Origin of the sequence: Lactococcus nasutitermitis (assembly GCF_018403765.1) — a bacterium.
Classification (GTDB): domain Bacteria; phylum Bacillota; class Bacilli; order Lactobacillales; family Streptococcaceae; genus Lactococcus; species Lactococcus nasutitermitis.
In genome coordinates, this window is sequence record NZ_BOVQ01000002.1 from 198543 (window position 1) to 215732 (window position 17190).

General features: G+C 37.3%; 18 protein-coding genes. All 18 read right to left on the reverse strand.

Going from position 1 to position 17190, the window contains the following annotated elements; all coding sequences use genetic code 11:
- Positions 1 to 131: 131 nt before the first annotated feature.
- Complete coding sequence (locus tag KJS36_RS01440) at positions 132 to 566, reverse strand: F0F1 ATP synthase subunit epsilon (protein WP_213533586.1); 435 nt, start codon at positions 564 to 566, stop codon at positions 132 to 134.
- A 15-nt stretch (positions 567 to 581) separates the two neighbouring features.
- Positions 582 to 1988, reverse strand: coding sequence for a F0F1 ATP synthase subunit beta (gene atpD / locus KJS36_RS01445; RefSeq protein ID WP_213533588.1), 1407 nt, complete (start codon positions 1986 to 1988; stop codon positions 582 to 584).
- A gap of 51 nt (positions 1989 to 2039) precedes the next feature.
- Entirely contained in the window at positions 2040 to 2909 is an 870-nt protein-coding gene (locus tag KJS36_RS01450) for a F0F1 ATP synthase subunit gamma (RefSeq protein ID WP_213533590.1), read from the reverse strand.
- Positions 2910 to 2923: 14 nt separating this feature from the next.
- Positions 2924 to 4432: a F0F1 ATP synthase subunit alpha gene (atpA, locus tag KJS36_RS01455; protein ID WP_213533592.1), complete on the reverse strand. Its 1509-nt coding sequence runs from the start codon at positions 4430 to 4432 to the stop codon at positions 2924 to 2926.
- Positions 4433 to 4488: 56 nt separating this feature from the next.
- The gene (locus KJS36_RS01460; RefSeq protein ID WP_213533594.1) at positions 4489 to 5016 is read right to left on the reverse strand and encodes a F0F1 ATP synthase subunit delta; all 528 of its coding nucleotides are present in this window, start codon (positions 5014 to 5016) and stop codon (positions 4489 to 4491) included.
- Position 5017: 1 nt separating this feature from the next.
- Complete coding sequence (gene atpF, locus KJS36_RS01465; RefSeq protein ID WP_213533596.1) at positions 5018 to 5524, reverse strand: F0F1 ATP synthase subunit B; 507 nt, start codon at positions 5522 to 5524, stop codon at positions 5018 to 5020.
- A gap of 11 nt (positions 5525 to 5535) precedes the next feature.
- On the reverse strand, positions 5536 to 6249 hold the full coding sequence (gene atpB / locus KJS36_RS01470; protein WP_213533598.1) for a F0F1 ATP synthase subunit A: 714 nt from the start codon (positions 6247 to 6249) through the stop codon (positions 5536 to 5538).
- A 49-nt stretch (positions 6250 to 6298) separates the two neighbouring features.
- Positions 6299 to 6514: a F0F1 ATP synthase subunit C gene (locus KJS36_RS01475; RefSeq protein ID WP_213533601.1), complete on the reverse strand. Its 216-nt coding sequence runs from the start codon at positions 6512 to 6514 to the stop codon at positions 6299 to 6301.
- A gap of 212 nt (positions 6515 to 6726) precedes the next feature.
- A complete protein-coding gene (locus KJS36_RS01480) occupies positions 6727 to 7503 on the reverse strand; it encodes an alpha/beta hydrolase (protein WP_213533603.1) in 777 nt (258 codons plus the stop codon).
- Between the two features lie 39 nt (positions 7504 to 7542).
- On the reverse strand, positions 7543 to 9819 hold the full coding sequence (locus KJS36_RS01485) for a DNA internalization-related competence protein ComEC/Rec2 (protein ID WP_373306156.1): 2277 nt from the start codon (positions 9817 to 9819) through the stop codon (positions 7543 to 7545).
- Complete coding sequence (locus KJS36_RS01490) at positions 9746 to 10420, reverse strand: ComEA family DNA-binding protein (RefSeq protein WP_213533605.1); 675 nt, start codon at positions 10418 to 10420, stop codon at positions 9746 to 9748. The genes KJS36_RS01485 and KJS36_RS01490 overlap by 74 nt, the downstream gene beginning before the upstream one ends.
- Before the next feature lie 45 nt (positions 10421 to 10465).
- Positions 10466 to 11800 carry an ABC transporter permease gene (locus tag KJS36_RS01495; protein WP_213533608.1) on the reverse strand — a complete coding sequence of 445 codons (1335 nt, stop codon included), beginning with the start codon at positions 11798 to 11800 and terminating at the stop codon, positions 10466 to 10468.
- A complete protein-coding gene (locus KJS36_RS01500) occupies positions 11793 to 12713 on the reverse strand; it encodes an ABC transporter ATP-binding protein (RefSeq protein WP_213533610.1) in 921 nt (306 codons plus the stop codon). Before KJS36_RS01500 ends, KJS36_RS01495 begins: the two co-directional genes overlap by 8 nt.
- A gap of 58 nt (positions 12714 to 12771) precedes the next feature.
- Complete coding sequence (locus KJS36_RS01505; protein ID WP_213533612.1) at positions 12772 to 13311, reverse strand: hypothetical protein; 540 nt, start codon at positions 13309 to 13311, stop codon at positions 12772 to 12774.
- 3 nt (positions 13312 to 13314) lie between these two features.
- Positions 13315 to 13512 (reverse strand): helix-turn-helix transcriptional regulator, encoded by a 198-nt coding sequence (locus tag KJS36_RS01510; protein ID WP_213533614.1) that lies wholly within the window; start codon positions 13510 to 13512, stop codon positions 13315 to 13317.
- 144 nt (positions 13513 to 13656) lie between these two features.
- Positions 13657 to 14217: a GNAT family N-acetyltransferase gene (locus KJS36_RS01515; protein ID WP_213533616.1), complete on the reverse strand. Its 561-nt coding sequence runs from the start codon at positions 14215 to 14217 to the stop codon at positions 13657 to 13659.
- A 15-nt stretch (positions 14218 to 14232) separates the two neighbouring features.
- Positions 14233 to 15396: an SLC13 family permease gene (locus KJS36_RS01520; RefSeq protein ID WP_213533618.1), complete on the reverse strand. Its 1164-nt coding sequence runs from the start codon at positions 15394 to 15396 to the stop codon at positions 14233 to 14235.
- A gap of 356 nt (positions 15397 to 15752) precedes the next feature.
- Positions 15753 to 17168 (reverse strand): Fe-S cluster assembly protein SufB, encoded by a 1416-nt coding sequence (gene sufB, locus KJS36_RS01525; protein ID WP_213533620.1) that lies wholly within the window; start codon positions 17166 to 17168, stop codon positions 15753 to 15755.
- Between the last annotated feature and the right edge of the window lie 22 nt (positions 17169 to 17190).

The window sequence follows — 17190 nt, forward strand, 5'->3', positions numbered from 1 at the left end:
TATTTGTTCAGTTTAACACATTTTGAGCTTTTTATCAATTCTTTCCACATTCTTACTCTTTACTTTTTTAAATCATATTCCCTTTTTCATCTATGTATTTTTTACATAAAAAAATACCTTAAAAGGTATTTCTATTGATGTTTTGAGACATTCAAACGGTTTAATGCACGGTGTAGGGAAATTTCTGCACGCCGTACATCATCTGTTTTATGTGCTACTTTTGCTTCTTCAATTTCACGTTCTGCCCGCATCTTCGCACGTTCAGCTCGTGAAACATCAATATCACGTTCTCGTTCAGCCGAATCCGCAACAATCGTTACTAGATTACGATTGACTTCAACAATACCACCATTTACAGCGATATAGTCCACTTGCTCATTTTTATCTTCGGGACGTCGAACTTTAAGTTCATCAATCTCAAGACCAGCAATAGTTGAAATCATATGGGGCAAAATCCCCATATCTCCACCTGTTGTATGTGCAAGAACAAACGTTCCATGATGGTCATAAACCACACCATTTGGAGTGATGACTTGAACTGTCATTTCTGTTAATTCTTCAGCCATTCATTTGACCTCCGATTAGTAGCCCATTGTTTTGGCTTTTTCGATAACGTCTTCAATAGGACCAACGCCACGGAAAGCATCTTCTGGAAGTGAATCATATTTACCATCAAGGATTGCCTTGAAGTCTGCAACAGTCTTATCAACTGGTACGTATGAACCTGGAACTCCTGTAAATGTTTCTGCGACATTGAAATTCTGTGAAAGGAAGAACTGAATACGACGAGCACGTCCAACAAGAACCTTTTCATCATCTGACAATTCATCCATACCAAGAATGGCAATGATATCTTGCAATTCTTTATAACGTTGAAGGACACGTTGAACTTCCATTGCGACCTCATAGTGTTCTTCCCCAACAATTTCAGGTGTAAGGGCACGTGATGATGAAGCAAGTGGGTCAACGGCTGGATAGATACCCATTTGTGTCAAACGACGTTCCAAGTTAGTTGTTGCGTCCAAGTGAGCGAAGGCTGTGGCTGGCGCTGGGTCAGTATAGTCATCGGCAGGGACATAAATCGCTTGAATAGAGGTAACAGAACCCTTCTTAGTAGAAGTAATCCGTTCTTGTAATTGCCCCATTTCAGTCGCAAGTGTTGGTTGGTAACCAACGGCAGAAGGCATCCGTCCCAAAAGGGCAGAAACTTCTGAACCGGCTTGTGTGAAACGGAAGATGTTATCGATGAAAAGCAATACGTCTTGACCTTGAACATCACGGAAATATTCGGCGATGGTCAAACCAGTAAGAGCCACACGCATCCGTGCTCCAGGTGGTTCGTTCATTTGACCAAAGACCATAGCAGTCTTTTCGATAACGCCTGACTCTTTCATTTCAAAGTAAAGGTCATTTCCTTCACGAGTACGTTCTCCAACACCGGTAAATACAGAAATACCACCATGTTCTTGAGCAATATTGTGAATCAATTCTTGAATCAGGACAGTTTTACCAACTCCGGCACCACCGAAAAGTCCAACTTTCCCACCTTTAAGATAAGGCGCAAGCAAGTCAATGACTTTAATACCTGTAACAAGAATCTCATTTGCTGTTGACAATTCATCAAAAGTTGGAGCTTGCTTATGAATAGGTGAACGTGGGAAATCTTCTGGGAAATCTTCTCCTTCGATTGGATCCCCAAGTACATTAAACACTCGTCCAAGTGTTTCTTTACCAACTGGAACACTAATAGCTTTTCCAGTATCGAGGACTTCGAGTCCACGAGTAAGTCCGTCGGTTGACTCCATGGCGATTGTACGTACTGCACCATCTCCAAGTTCGAGAGCAACTTCCAAAACAATTTTTGTTTTTACGCCGTCAACGTCTTTGTAAACGACAAGCGCGTTGTTAATCTCAGGTAATTTAGCATCTGTACCAAATTCCACATCAACGACTGGACCGATAACCTGAGTAATTTTACCAGAACTCAATGTTTTTCCTCCTTTGTTTATTTTTTTACATTAATAATCGAATTTTTTTAATTATTCTAATGCTGATGCACCAGCAACAATTTCGGTAATTTCTTGTGTAATTGCAGCCTGACGTGCGCGGTTATACTGAATTGTTAAATCGCTAATAACTGTCTTCGCATTGTCAGTAGCTGTACGCATTGCTGCCATACCAGCAGCGTGTTCTGCCGTTTTTGCATCAACAATGGAGCCATAAATCATGCTTTCAGCATATTGTGGTAATAATTGATCCAAAATTGTATCACGGTCTGGTTCAAGTTCAAATGTTTCCAAAGAATGTTCTGTTGTTTGATTTTCATCAAAAGAGATTGGAAGCATTTTTTCCATCCGAACCTGACTAGTCAATGAATTGACATGGTGATTGTAGCAAACGTACAATTCATCAAATTCTTCATCTTGGTACAGTTTAACAGCCTCAGAAACAATTGTGCGTACTTCTTCAAATGACGGTGTATCAGAAAGTCCTCGAAGTTCATAAGAAACTTTAATATTTCGTGATTTAAAGAAATCTGCTCCCATACCACCTAAAGCCATGACAGAAAAAGCTTCATCATTTTTTTGTTTCATCAATTCAGCCATAACAGACTTCAAGATATTAGAATTATATCCACCTACAAGTCCACGGTCTGATGTAATTACCAAATAACCAACTTTTTTTACTGGGCGTTTCAACATCATCGGATTTTTTGATGGTCCGTTATCATGCGAAACAAGGTCAAATGTTACTTGACGCACCTTAGATGCGTATATTTGAAATTTCTTAGCATGATTTTCTGATTTTTGCAGTTTTGCTGCAGAAACCATTTGCATCGCGCCTGTAATTTGGCTAGTTTTAGCTGTTGAAGCAATTTTAGTTTTAATTTCATTAAGTGAAGCTGGCATAGTTCAAGCCTCCCTTATTTCGTATAATTCGTTGTATTTTTAAATGCTTTGATTGCTTCGTCAAGCTTGTCTGTATCAGGCAAATCTTTTGTTTCAGTAATAACGTTAAGTAAATCTGCGTTATTTGCATCAAAGAAGTCAAACATTTTACCTTCAAAGTCAAGGATATCATCAACTGGCACATCATCAAGGAAACCATGTGTCAAAGCATAAAGAATCAAAACTTGTTTTTCAACAGCTAATGGTTTGTGTAGCGGTTGTTTCAATACTTCAACTGTACGACGTCCACGATTTAATTTCGCTTGAGTTGCAGCATCCAAATCTGAACCAAATTGAGTAAAGGCTTCAAGTTCACGGAATGACGCAAGGTCAAGACGCAAAGTCCCAGCAACTTTCTTCATGGCTTTGATTTGAGCAGCACCACCAACACGCGATACTGATGAACCAGCATCAATGGCAGGGCGAACACCTGAATAGAATAAATCATTTTCAAGGAAAATTTGTCCATCAGTGATTGAGATAACGTTTGTTGCGATATACGCTGAGATGTCTCCTGCTTGTGTTTCGATAAATGGAAGGGCAGTCATTGAACCACCACCAAGTTCATCAGAAAGTTTCGCAGCACGTTCCAAAAGACGTGAATGAAGGTAGAAAACGTCACCTGGATATGCTTCACGACCTGGTGGACGACGGAGCAAAAGGGAAAGTTCACGGTAAGCAACGGCTTGTTTTGACAAGTCATCGTAAACAACGAGAACGTGTTTTCCATTGTACATAAATTCTTCACCCATTGCTGCACCAGCATAAGGAGCGATATAAAGAAGTGGTGAAGGTTGTGAAGCAGATGCTGTAACGACAATAGTATAATCCAAAGCGCCATATTGACGAAGTGTTTCAACTTGTGTACGTACAGTAGATTCTTTTTGACCAATAGCAACATAGATACAAATCATATCCTGTCCTTTTTGGTTCAAAATAGCGTCAATAGCAACAGATGTTTTACCTGTTTGACGGTCTCCAATAATTAATTCACGTTGTCCACGTCCAATTGGAACAAGGGCGTCAATGGCTTTGAGACCTGTTTGGAGGGGTTCAAAGACAGATTTACGTTGCATAACACCGGGAGCTTTTGCTTCGACTGGACGTGTTTTTCCTGTATTGATTTCTCCGAGTCCATCAACAGGTTGTCCAAGTGGATTAACGACACGTCCGATAAGTTCTTCACCAACTTGGATTTCCATAATCTTTCCAGTACGTTTTACCGTATCTCCTTCACGGATAGAAAGAAAATCACCAAGTACGATGATACCAACGTCTGTTGCATCCAAGTTTTGCGCCATACCAAGTACGCCGTTTGAGAATTCAACAAGCTCGCCGCTCATCGCATTTTCAAGGCCATAGGCACGTGCGATACCGTCACCGACATAAGTGACAACACCAGTTTCTGCAACTTCAAAATCTGGTGTAAAATTTTCAATTTGTTGTTTAATCAGTGAGCTGATTTCATTTGCATTGATTGCCAAAAATTTGCTCCTTTCTTAGATTAGTTTGCAAAATTATTCTTTTGCATTTCTCTTTTTTAGAGAATTTCATTTGCGATTTTCGCTAATTGTGTTTTGATTGAACTGTCAATAATTTTTCCGCGAGAGCTAATAATAAAGCCTCCAAGAATTTTTTCATCAACAGTATTTATCACTTTTACTTCGTTTAAATCAAATTTTGCTTTAGTAAGTTGCTCAAATTTTTGGATTTGATTTTCCGTAAGAGCAACACTTGAAATAACTTCAACATCAGCAATTTTGAACATATCATCTGCTGTATTTTTTACTTCTTGCAAAATTTCATATAAATCAGCTAATCTTCCATTAAGACGTACTGTATTTAAGAAATTGCGCATCAAATCTGAAGCTGAATTATTTAAAGTATCAACAACTTGAGATTTTATATCAGCTGAATAAACATCATCTGAGAAAAATTTTGTAAGGTTTTGACTTTCAAATAACTCTGCAACTTGTGCGACTTCTGCAAGAATTTCTTCAAGTTTTGATTGTTCTTGTGCAACTTCTAGTAAAGCTTTGCTGTATTTTTGTGAATTTACTTTTGCCATCTTATTCTCCTAACTTAGCGAGATAAGAGTCAATTAGTTCTGATTGTGCATTAGCATCAAGAGACTGACCAATCAATTTTTCGGCGATTTTAACAGAAATATCTGCAACTTCACCTTTAACTGAATTGAGCGCTTCTTTGCGTTCTTGTTCAATTTCTTCTTTAGCACGTTTTTTCACGTTAGCAACTTCTTCATTGGCAGTAGAGACAATTTTAGCCCGATTCTGATTGGCTGTATCGTTTGCTGTTTGAATGATACCTGCTGCTTCACTTTTTGAACCTGCAAGTTCTGTTTCTCTTTGCTTAACAAGTTCAGCAGCTTGCTTATTTGATTCCTCTGCTGCATCAATATCATCTGAAATCTTTTTAGCACGTGCTTCAAAAATGCCAGTAATTGATTTCCACAAGAAAACGCGGATTAAAATGAGCAGAATGATAAATGCGAGACTCGCAACAATAACGTTTCCGAGAACGGTGTTCTTGGGAGTAGCATCTAATAATGTCAACATAATTTCTACTCCTATTCTTCTTCTAATATTTTATGACTAATATACAAGTTTGTTAAAAGAACAAATACATAAGCCTGAAGTGATGAAATGAATATTGAAAATCCAATCCACGCGACACCAAGAATAATGGATACGGGATAAAACAATGCGTTAGACTGCGACATTGAAGCAATGAGATTTAACATTACTTCACCGGCAAAAATATTACCGTAAAGACGAAGACCAAGAGACAAAGTATTGATGAATTCATCAAGAATATTCATTGGAAGCATTGCTTTTGGAGCTTTCCAGAAAGCGACGGTCAGATATTTTTTGAAACCAAATTTTTGAACACCCAAAACATTTGCGAGAAGGATAATCAAAAGAGAAAGTGTCAAGTCAATCGTTGGATTCGCTGTAGGAGATTTCCAGAAGCTAATATCTGAAGTGTTGTGCCAGTCGGTCACTAAACCTAAGATATTTGCAATTAGAAGGAAAGAAAATAGGGTGAAGTTCATAAGGGTGAAGCGCGGTGCATCATGAGCACCGAGATTGTCTTTACCGATACCATTGACGAAATCAACGACCCACTCCAGAACATTTTGTTTGCCAGTAGGTTTGAGTTGCATTTTGCGACTCGCCCAAAATACAAGACCGAATACGATTACCATGGTAAGAAGTGTCATTGTAGTGACAGTCCCATCAAAGGCAATTGGTCCAATATTAAAGGTCCATGATGATTCCATATTTCTTCTTCCTTTCTATCTCTAATTTAAAATGTGATTTCCCTTTAGATTAGCTAAAAAGGAAAGTCATAGCGAGAGCGATGAAGAATGTACCTTCGGCAAAGGCAATACCAAGGAACATATTTGTTCTAAGTTTGCTTTCCATTTCTGGTTGACGGGCTACAGATTGGATAAAGCTTGAAACGACGAGACCATCACCAATAGCGGCACCAGCAGCTGCAAAACCGATTGCAAGTGCTTGTAAGGCATGAAGTGTAATTGTCATGTAAAGACCTCTTTCTATATGTGGATTGCCACAATTTATTATTACTCTAAAATTATAGCCTTATCAATTAACTTTGTCAAAATTTTAAGGTGTATTTTCATTAATTTTCATAAAAATTTTTATATTTCGAGATGTAAGCGAAGCCATTATGTTTTGATTAAGTTTCCACTTTTTTTCTGTATTTTTTTGATGTTGTTTAGTAAAAAAGAACGTTAAATTTTGCGTTCTTCTTTTACATAATTAATTGGTAACCATTCCAAAACTTGTTCAATCTTTTTTGTCCAGTAGTACCATTCATGAATACCATCTGAAGTTTCGTAAGTCAAATCATAGTTTAATTTTTTTAATTCTGCTGCTGCAAATTCATTGCCCGCAAAAAGAGCATCTTGTTTCCCGCACCATGCGTAGAGTTTTGGACAATATTCTGTTTTTCTTTCTGCTAATGCTAAAATTTCATTGTCTGAGTTTTTGAATTGCTCAATGCTGCCAAAAATTCCTTGCCAATACGCTGCATTTTCATCAAAACGGCTTTCTAAGCCATTGAATGTTAAAACACCTGATAAACTGGCTGCATAGCTAAATTTGTCTGTGCCAAGGGCAAGACGAAAAGCTCCATAACCGCCCATTGAAAGTCCTGCGATAAAGTTTTTTTCGCGTTTTGTTGAAAGATTTGGGAAAAAATTATGGATGACTTTAGGAAGTTCAAGAGCGATTGCATCAAAATAGTTCATACCGTAAGTTGTATTGACATAAAACCCTAAATCTGTTGAAGGCATGACAATAGCAAGATTAGTGTGACGAATAAGACGTTCAATTCCTGAGCGTTGAAGCCATGAATTTTCATTGCCAGTCATTCCGTGCAATAAATAAAGGACAGGAATTTCTTTTTCTGTGAAATTCTCAACTTTTGATGCTTCTGGATAAATAATTTTTACATTTCGATTCATAGCGAGAACTTCGCTATAATATTCTAAGTTTATAACCGCCATCTTATCTCCTTTTGATATGTTTTTGACGTTTTTATTATATCATTTTACGGTGGAGATATGCCATTGCTTGTTTTTCATTGTGAGTTTGATAGCACCATGCTGGTCAGTTCTCAGAGAAGCTACGTGATACTTTTTAAAGGTATTAAGTGTTTCCTGATTTGGATGACCATAACGGTTATTTTTCCCAACAGATATCAAAGTAAGTTTTGGCTGTATTTTCTTGATAAATGTAGGATTTGAACTTGTTTTACTTCCATGATGTCCTGCTTTTAAAACATCTACTTTGAGAGTTGGATAATTTTTTAAAAGTTCTTTTTCTCCGTCTTGCTCTAAATCGCCTGTAAAAAGAAACCTTTGACCGTAGAAATTACCATAAGTTACTATGCTATCATTATTATCGCCTTTTTTTGTATAGCCACTAGACAAAATCTGTAGTTGACTATGAAAGATTGGAAATTTATCGCCAACTTTAATAATGTGATAAGGAACTTTAGCTTTCTGAAGCTTATCTATAAAATCAGGACAAGTAAGCTCTCCTGAACTGACATCTACTTCTTGAATTTTAATTTTACTAGCAAGTTCAACAAAATCACCAACGTGGTCATCATCTGTATGAGTGAGAATAAGATGGTTAATCGTGCTAACACCTTCGGATTTGAGATAAGGAATGAGAGTTTTATCAGCATTTGCAGATGTTTGAGACTGCTGCCAAGGTTGATTACTTCCAAAACTCACTCGTCCGCCTGTATCAATCAAGATTGTTTGTTTATTAAAGCTGTCTTGAAGGAAAATACTATCTCCTTGTCCGACATCTACTGCGGTGATACTTGCTTGCAGTGGATTTTTACACACTATGAATAAAATGATAAGGCTTAAAAATAGGAAAATACGTATTTTTTTATGATAGATATAATCAATAAACAATCCAATGAGAACAAATAGTAGTATGAATTCTATTTGATTTGGAGTTCCAAAAACAGGAGGATAATGTACAAGGGAATCTACAGACTTGACGAGATTTTCTAGTAAATGAAATAGAGTATTGGCAGGGATAATAATATTTAGATGCGCAAGAATGAAACTGAGCAAAAGGAGCGGAAGTAAAATGGTGTCAAATAGAAAACTAAAGGCAAATGTTAGAAGAATTGAAAGTGGTTGAAAGATATGGAAATCAAAAATGAGAAGCGGGAGAACCCCAAGTGAGATAATCGTGGATTCGGCTAAAAGCATTTTTAACTTAGGAAGTTTTTTTAATTTTCCTGAAATCATGCTAATGATAAAAGCATAGAGCATTGTAAGTTGTCCACCAATAGTTAGAAGAAAATTAGAATTAACGATGAATAATAAGAAAAATGTTAGAGAAAAGTTAGTAAGTCCTCGAGCTGGAAGATTTTTTTGCAGAAGCGCTCGAATAACTGAAATGGACATTCCAGTCATAAAAGCATAAAAAATAGAAAATGGTAGTTGTAGGAGTTTTACATAATCTTGACGTAAACCTAATCTTAATAATATTTTTCTGAACCAATCTATAAAAAAATTTACTTGTGCACCTGAAAGAGCAAAAAGGTGAATAATTCCAAGTGAGCTGTAAATATCTCCCATTTGCTCAAAATTTTTATCAAGATAGCCAAAAAGAAGTCCTGTCATATAATTTGACATAGGATGAGGAAAATGTTGTTGAGAGAAAACAATCGCTTGACGACGAAGTGACTGTGGTGTAACCGTATTGTTTGTTTGGATTTTCTGAATGCTCTCAATAGTGATTTGCCGATAGATATTTTGTGTGGCTAGGTATTTTTGGTCATTAAAACCATTAAAATTACGTTGATTTTCTGGTAATGTTACTTTTCCTGTAAATGATATCTGGCATTTTTTTGTAAGATGTTGAAAGTAGCTTTGTTCCTGTTGAGTTTTTATAGTATAGTAGGTTTGAAATTTTTTTCCTGAAAATGTTCCTTGGAAACTGAGTAAATCTCCATTGACAGAAATTGTATCAGGGATAATCGTAAGCTGTGTAACACTCTCTGGTTGATTCATCGCAGTATTCTTTTCTGAATTTTGAATGCTGAAAAAAATACCTGCTAAAATAGCTAAAAGAGGAATTATCAGATAATATTTTCTATGGACTGTCAGGACAAAGGAAAATATAAAAAGAATGAGTAACAACCATGAAAAGTGAAAAATACAGAAATAAAGTAAAGTTGATAAATAAACTAGAAAAATAGGAGAAAATGATAGTTTTTTAATCAAGTGTGATGCTATCCTTAATCTTTGCAATCGTTTTGTCGCCAAATCCACCAACATTTTGTAAATCATCTACAGATGCAAATGGTCCATTTTGTGTGCGATAATCAATGATATCTTGTGCTTTTTTTGCTCCAATACCACTTAATGTTTGAAGTTCTGTCAAATCCGCTGTATTGATATTGACTTTGGGACTTTCTGACGAGGTTGTCAAATCATTTGCTGAATTAGCATCTGTTGGACTTGCTGTACTTGTTGTAGATGCGGTAACACTTGGTGCATTTTCCCCTGTTGTTGCCACATAGACCACTTCTTGGTCTGTCAATTTTGCTGCGAGATTGACTGTTTTGGGGTCTGCTGAGGGCAACATTCCCCCTGCCATTTTTATAAGGTCATCTACGCGCATATCACTGGAAACTTTATAAACAGCGGGATTTTTGACTGCTCCTTTCAGGTCAACTTCCATTTCTTGTGAATTTTGACTCTCATCAATTTTGACAGATGTTTTTTCAGTTTTGACAGAACTGTCAGAAATTAATGCGCTACTATCAACAGTATTTACGGGCTGTTGTCCATGACTGACAAAATAAAAAACGGCACCAGCAACTAAAGCAACTGCTGACAAGATGATAATTTTAATATTATTTTTGATAAATTCAATAATTTCTTCCATACTTTTATGTACGAAAAAAATCCCAGTTTGTCACTGGAATTTTTCTTATTTTTTGAAGAATAAGTGATAAAGTAAAACTAACACAATAATCACAACTATGATAATCAAGCGGTTTTTCTTGCCTAATCGTTGATTGATATTTTTTTGTTTTACTACTGTATCTTTTCCTCGAATATTGTTGAAAAGCTGTCTAATAATTTTCTCTGAGCTATAAGAAAGGACATTTCGCTCGTAAATGCGTTCGCCAAAATGTGCCACAAGTCCCATTGCAACAAGCTGCAAGCCAAGCGCCAAAAGTGCTTCTCCCCAACCAACAGTTTGAGAAGCTAAACGTCCTGTCATCATTGTCGGTGAGATGAAAGGGACAAAAGACAGACCTTGTAAAAAGAGATTAGCTGGATTGATTCCAAGAGCAATTCCGCCAATATAACCAATTAAAGCGAGATAGGTCACTGGCAGAGTTGCCTGTTGTGCCTGCGCTTGTTCATTTACCAAACTTGCTACAATCGAGGCAAGAATCAAATAGCTGAATATTGCTACCAGAGCTGTCACAGCAACATAGACAAGAAAGGCTGCATTTACACCATGTACCATTCCTAGGACGGACTTGACGGCACTATTATCCTTGAAAGCAAGATAAAGTCCAACGCCGCCGACAATATAAATCGCCAGTTGTGTGAGTGCGAGTAAAAGTACACCGACAATTTTCCCATAATATTGCACTCGACTATTTGTTGTCGAAAGCAAAATTTCCATGATACGATTGGATTTTTCATTGGCAATTTCCTGGCTAATCACACCTACATAAAGTGTTAAAAATAGGAAAATGAAAATCACGGAGAACATCGTTATTGCAGTGTTTGCACCCGTTGAGCGTTCATCTTGTGTTTGGCCCTGAGCATTTTTTGTGACTGAGCTTACTTGTGCTGGTGTCAAAAGTGCTGTGACTTGAGCGCTATTCAGGTTCATCTCACGAGACTTTATAGCAATCTGATATGTGGTCAAAGCAGAAACAAGACTGCTGGCTGTGAGAGCATTTGAGGACTTGCTAGAGGTCGTCAGAGTATAATGTCCTGTTTTATTCACTGTTAGAAAACCATCAATATCTCCATTTTTTAACTTTGTTTCAGCTTTTGAATGTGTATCAACACTTGTCACAGTCGCATTAAGACTTTTATTTGTTTTGAGGACTTGGACAATCGTAGATTGGTTAACGACAGCGAGTTTTGGTGTTTGATTGACTCCAGTCAGAAATGTCACGGCAATTCCAATGATTGGAATCATTAGTGGTCCAATAACCAGCGCCCAAAAACTAAAGGATTTAAGACGATTGCGGTAGGCATTTTTGGCAACGAGCCAAAGTTGATTGAAATTACTCATGTGGCTTCTCCTGACTTGACGTATTGTCTCGAACTTCATTTCTAAAAATTTCATCTAAGGTCGGAGGAGATTGTACAAAAGCTTGTACATAGCCATCTTGACTTACTTTTTGGAAAATTTGACGTCCTACTTCGGCATCTTTGAGTTGTAAAATGCGTCCCGAGCCTTGTTGAGCAACGGAAATCACACCATCTATCATCGAAAGTTCTTCATCTGCGAGTTCCGACTCTAAATATACGCGCGTTCGGCCAAAGCTTTCGCGAATTGCTTGCGTTTTTCCTTGGAGAATCGTTTTTCCATTTTTTAACATCGTGAGATGGTCAGAAAGAAGTTCGACATCACTCATATTGTGATTGGAAAAGACGATAGCAGCGCCATTATCACGGAAATGTTTAATCTCATCACGCAAGAGTTCAGTATTGACTGGGTCAAGTCCTGTAAATGGCTCGTCTAAGATTAGAAAGCTGGGTTCGTGAATAAGAGTTGCGATAAACTGCACTTTTTGAGCATTTCCTTTGGAAAGTGATTGAACTTTATCTGTCATTTTCCCAACGACTTCAAGACGTTTCATCCAGTTGATGAGTTTGACACGGGCATCATTTCTTTTCATACCATGAAGTTCTGCGAAATAGAGAATTTGGTCTTCTACTGTCATTTTTTGGTAGAGACCGCGTTCTTCAGGAAGAAAGCCGATTTTTTGCTTCATTTTTTGGCCAATCGCTGCATCATCCCAAGTGATATTTCCACTATCTGGTGCGATAAAATCTAAAATCATCCGAAATGTTGTAGTTTTTCCTGCACCATTTTGCCCAATCAATCCCATCACTTCGCCAGCTGACACTTGCATTGAAAGATTTTCAACGGCAATTTTTTCACCAAAATTTTTGGTGACATTTTCTATTTTTAGGGTCATTTTGTCTCCTTGCCTTTAAGAGTGAGAAGACTTGCAAGTCTTCTCTCAATAGTATAACCTATTGATTTTTTTGTTCTGTGTGCCATTTCCAGAGAACGAAGAGGAAAACGATGGCAAACCAGAGATAGATAATGAATATCATGCCGTTCGATGTGAGCTGTCCATTCGTTAGTAATGGGAAATTTCCTCTGAGCATTTTTACGAGATTTCCAAGTGTAAAAATCCCATAAACGAGCGCAAGAATGCGTAAAGTGCGCAGCCTTTTTTTGCTGAAATTTTGCTCAAAATAAGCGCCACGAATGCTCAACTCAATAATCCAATAAGTAAAGGTGAGCAACAAAATCAAAATATTTTGCGTGGCGACACTTGTCCAATGATAGTCAAAAATCTCGCTCAAAGCGCCAGCCACAGCCATCAACGCCGCGCCAAAAATCAGTGTGTGCTGTGCAACTGAGCCGCGAATAATTTTCTGACGCTCATCGTATTTCGTTTTCTCCCGATTTTTCCGCCAACCGACGAGCAACATCACAAGCAACAGTAGGACAGCAGCGAAAACGCCGATAAGAATTCCTACATCAAAATCTGATAAATTTTTCATTTTTTATTCCTCCCAAAACAAATCATTTAATGTCGTACCCAAGATTTTGCAAATGTCAATGCACAAATTGATGGTCGGATTGTAACTGCCTGACTCAACTGCGACAATCGTTTGTCTGGTCACACCAACTGCTTTGGCTAAATCATTTTGTGTCATGCCTTTTGCCACACGAGCAGATTTGAGTTTTAAGTTTTTGTTCAATTCTTCTCCTTCATGACAAATTTTATAGTCATATTATATGATATTCTATTCTTTATGTCAAATATAATATACTTATTTTTTGACAGTTTTGTCAATTTTTATTTTTGGGATAAAAAAATTTTTGACAGAACTGTCAAAAATTTTTTAGTTTAATAGTTGTGAAATTTCGTCTGCTGTCAGCTCTTTGACAGAGCGAATAGCTTGGACTTCATCTGTTTTTTGCAAGGCAATATCCATCCAGCTAATCCCGTACCAGTTGTCAAACTTGTAACCAGATTTTTCAAATACACCAATCCAGTGAAATCCCAAAGCTGTATGAAATTTGACACTTTGCTCATTTGGATAGGTAATGCAGGCATAAGCTCTCTGATAATTTAATTTTGACAAAGCTGTCAAAAGTTTTTGATAAAGAATACGACCAATTCCCTTATGCTGACAAGTCTCATCTACGTAGATTGACAGCTCAACAACCCAATCGTAAGCTTTACGTTCTCGATAGCGACTGGCATAAGCATAAGCCAAGATTTTTCCATTTTCAAGTGCAACAATATATGGAAAATCAGCGCTAATCTTTTCAATGCGTTCAGCAAAATCTGCAACTGTTGGCACATCATACTCAAAAGTAATCGCCGTTTTTTCAACATAAGGACGATAAATCGCAAGTACAGCTGCTGCGTCCCCCACATTGGCAAGTCTAAATTCCATCAGAAATCTCTCCTATCAAGAAATAAAATGCAAGACAAGCAATCCAATAACCGCCAGAGCAATCACAAAAATCGTATTTGTAATCATGAAATATCTCACAAATCCCTTACGCTCAGCAAATGCCTGCAAAGTCATTACTTTATAGAAAATCAACGTTGCCATAGAAGCCATAATCGTCCCAATACCACCAACGTCCGCTCCCAAAACAACAGCCAAACCGTGCGTTGTAAATGGTGCAATCAACACAGATGCAGGAATGTTAGAAATTCCCTGACTGACAATGATTGTCCCCAAAAAAGATCCAGAAACAGACTGGAAAAATGGACGCAGGAAGTTCGTAAGCACCGTAATTGTAGAAATATTTCCGACGATAATGAAAAAGCAAACAAAAGTCAGCAGCAAATGATAATCTACCTGTTTAAACAACTTCCGCTGATAAAAGAACACTGTCACAGCAACGATAGCCGCCGCAATGTAAAGCAAAATTTTATCCCCGTGCAACACAGCCGCAATCATTAAAATCATCAAAATAACATAGACAAAAGTATGACGATGACGGAAATGATTGACATGTGTATCAATCTCAATCGGGTCTTTCGCGATAAAGAAACAAGCCAAATTAAGCATAATAAAACCGGCGATAAACATCAATCCTGTTCCCTTCAAAAAATCAAATGTCGGAATTTTGAAGAAAGAGTAAAGATAAAGGTTGTGAGGATTACCAGAAGGCAAAAGTCCCGAACCTAAATGTACCGCAGGCAATATAAATGAAGCACCTAAATAAACACTTCGTCTATTTTTTATATTTTTCGTCAAAATCAGATAAAGAGGCAACATCGTCAAAATCGCAACATCATTTGTAAAAAATATGGACGAAATGAAGCTCAACATCGTCGTAAAACGAACAAGTTGACGCGTATTTTTAGAACGATTGACCAATGTCTGACCAAAATGTCGCAAAAGTCCAGTATCACGGAAGCCTGCAACCACAAGCATCAGCGCAAAAACTGTAACAATCACCTTATAATCAAAGAACTTTGTTGTAAAATGTGCATTTCCAAAAATAATGAAAATAACAGCTAAAATAAAAGAAACAAGAAATACTTTATCTTCTTTAAACCAGTTCCAAATAGTGCCAAGCATCCCTTGTTTTGGTTGCTCTGGTAATGGCTGTTCCATGAATTCTCCTTGAAGATTATGAAAAGTTGTGAAGTGAACAACACAACAATTAAACTTTCTCATAACCGCTATAAAAACTTATAAATGTCACTCTGACTATTATAACACCCTTTGCGAAATTATGAAAGAACAAGAAAATAAAAATAGATTTTTTTGTTTTCTTTCTCCTAAAAACTTTACTAGAGCTACCTTTTAGCACTTATTATTTGTCAAAAAATATTAAAAATCCCACCAAATAGTAGGATTTTTTATCCATGAATAAAAATCGTTTTCAACTTATGCCTCTTTCATGCCCCTTTTTATTCCAAAAATAAAAAAATGCACTATAAATCTAATTATAGCAACATTCTTTTTATTTACCCGATAGAACCTTCCATTGAGTAAGAAATCAAACGATTTAGCTCAACGGCATATTCCATTGGTAGTTCTTTAGTAAATGGTTCAATGAAGCCCATAACAATCATGTCTGTTGCTTCTTTTTCAGTCAATCCACGGCTCATTAGATAGTAAAGTTGTTCTTCAGAAATCTTGGAAACTTTTGCTTCATGTTCCAGAGCGACTTGTGAATTATGAATTTCATTGAATGGTACGGTATCTGACTTAGAAATATTATCCATGATAATTGTATCACACTCGATATGGCTGGCGGATTTTTTCGATTTTGGATTGAAACGCACTTGTCCACGATAATTGACCGCGCCACCACCTTTAGAGATTGACTTCGAGATGATTGAGCTTGAAGTATTTGGCGCATTGTGAATCATTTTTGCACCTGTATCTTGGATTTGTCCCTTACCAGCAAAGGCAATCGACAGCATCGTACCACGCGCACCTGGACCGTCCAGATAAACAGCTGGATATTTCATCGAAACGGCTGAGCCAAGATTGCCATCGACCCATTCGACAGTTGCGTTAGCTTCTGCTTTGGCACGTTTTGTGACAAGATTATAGACATTGTCTGACCAGTTTTGGATTGTTGAATAACGCATATAACCACCTTCTTCAACGAAAATCTCAACAACGGCAGCATGGAGTGAGCTGGCACTATAAGTTGGTGCTGTACAGCCTTCGACATACTGAACACTGGCTCCTTCTTCCACAATAATCAATGTCCGCTCAAACTGCCCAGATTTTTCATTGTTAATCCGGAAATAAGCCTGCACAGGAATATCAACTTTGACACCTTTTGGTACATAGACAAATGAACCACCTGACCAAACGGCAGAATTTAGTGCTGCCAACTTATTATCTGTTGGTGGAACTAATTTTGCAAAATATTTCTTGAAAAGTTCTGGATATTCACGCAGTGCTGTGTCTGTATCTGTGAAGACAATTCCCAGTTTTTCAAATTCATCTTTCATGTTGTGATAGACAACTTCTGATTCATATTGTGCTGAAGCGCCAGCCAGATATGAGCGTTCTGCTTCAGGAATTCCGATTTTTTCAAAAGTTTCTTTGATTTCATCGGGGACATCATCCCAAGAACGTGCGGCTTTCGCAGATGGTTTTTGATAATAAACGATATCATTAAAATCAATCCCAGACAAATCTGGTCCCCATTTTGGTAAATCAAGTTTTTTGAACGCTTCATAGGATTTCAAGCGGAAATCAAGCATCCATTCTGGTTCATTTTTTTCTGCAGAAATCTGACGTACAACTTCTTCTGTCAATCCTAAACCTGTGCTGTAAGCAAGTTCTGCATTATCATGAAAACCAAATTTATATTCTTCGAGGTCTGCAACAACCTCTTGTGTACTGTTATTTTCTGTCATTTTTATAAATCCTTTCGTTATT

Excerpts from the sequence above, each read along its gene's own strand:
- KJS36_RS01515 (WP_213533616.1), bottom strand. The coding sequence starts at position 14,217 with ATGGAATTTAGACTTGCCAATGTGGGGGACGCAGCAGCTGTACTTGCG.
- KJS36_RS01485 (WP_373306156.1), bottom strand. The coding sequence starts at position 9,819 with ATGATTTACAAAATGTTGGTGGATTTGGCGACAAAACGATTGCAAAGA.
- KJS36_RS01460 (WP_213533594.1), bottom strand. The coding sequence starts at position 5,016 with ATGGCAAAAGTAAATTCACAAAAATACAGCAAAGCTTTACTAGAAGTT.
- KJS36_RS01495 (WP_213533608.1), bottom strand. The coding sequence starts at position 11,800 with ATGAGTAATTTCAATCAACTTTGGCTCGTTGCCAAAAATGCCTACCGC.
- KJS36_RS01490 (WP_213533605.1), bottom strand. The coding sequence starts at position 10,420 with ATGGAAGAAATTATTGAATTTATCAAAAATAATATTAAAATTATCATC.
- KJS36_RS01480 (WP_213533603.1), bottom strand. The coding sequence starts at position 7,503 with ATGGCGGTTATAAACTTAGAATATTATAGCGAAGTTCTCGCTATGAAT.
- KJS36_RS01450 (WP_213533590.1), bottom strand. The coding sequence starts at position 2,909 with ATGCCAGCTTCACTTAATGAAATTAAAACTAAAATTGCTTCAACAGCT.
- sufB (WP_213533620.1), bottom strand. The coding sequence starts at position 17,168 with ATGACAGAAAATAACAGTACACAAGAGGTTGTTGCAGACCTCGAAGAA.
- KJS36_RS01500 (WP_213533610.1), bottom strand. The coding sequence starts at position 12,713 with ATGACCCTAAAAATAGAAAATGTCACCAAAAATTTTGGTGAAAAAATT.
- KJS36_RS01440 (WP_213533586.1), bottom strand. The coding sequence starts at position 566 with ATGGCTGAAGAATTAACAGAAATGACAGTTCAAGTCATCACTCCAAAT.
- atpB (WP_213533598.1), bottom strand. The coding sequence starts at position 6,249 with ATGGAATCATCATGGACCTTTAATATTGGACCAATTGCCTTTGATGGG.
- KJS36_RS01520 (WP_213533618.1), bottom strand. The coding sequence starts at position 15,396 with ATGGAACAGCCATTACCAGAGCAACCAAAACAAGGGATGCTTGGCACT.
- atpF (WP_213533596.1), bottom strand. The coding sequence starts at position 5,524 with ATGTTGACATTATTAGATGCTACTCCCAAGAACACCGTTCTCGGAAAC.
- KJS36_RS01475 (WP_213533601.1), bottom strand. The coding sequence starts at position 6,514 with ATGACAATTACACTTCATGCCTTACAAGCACTTGCAATCGGTTTTGCA.
- KJS36_RS01505 (WP_213533612.1), bottom strand. The coding sequence starts at position 13,311 with ATGAAAAATTTATCAGATTTTGATGTAGGAATTCTTATCGGCGTTTTC.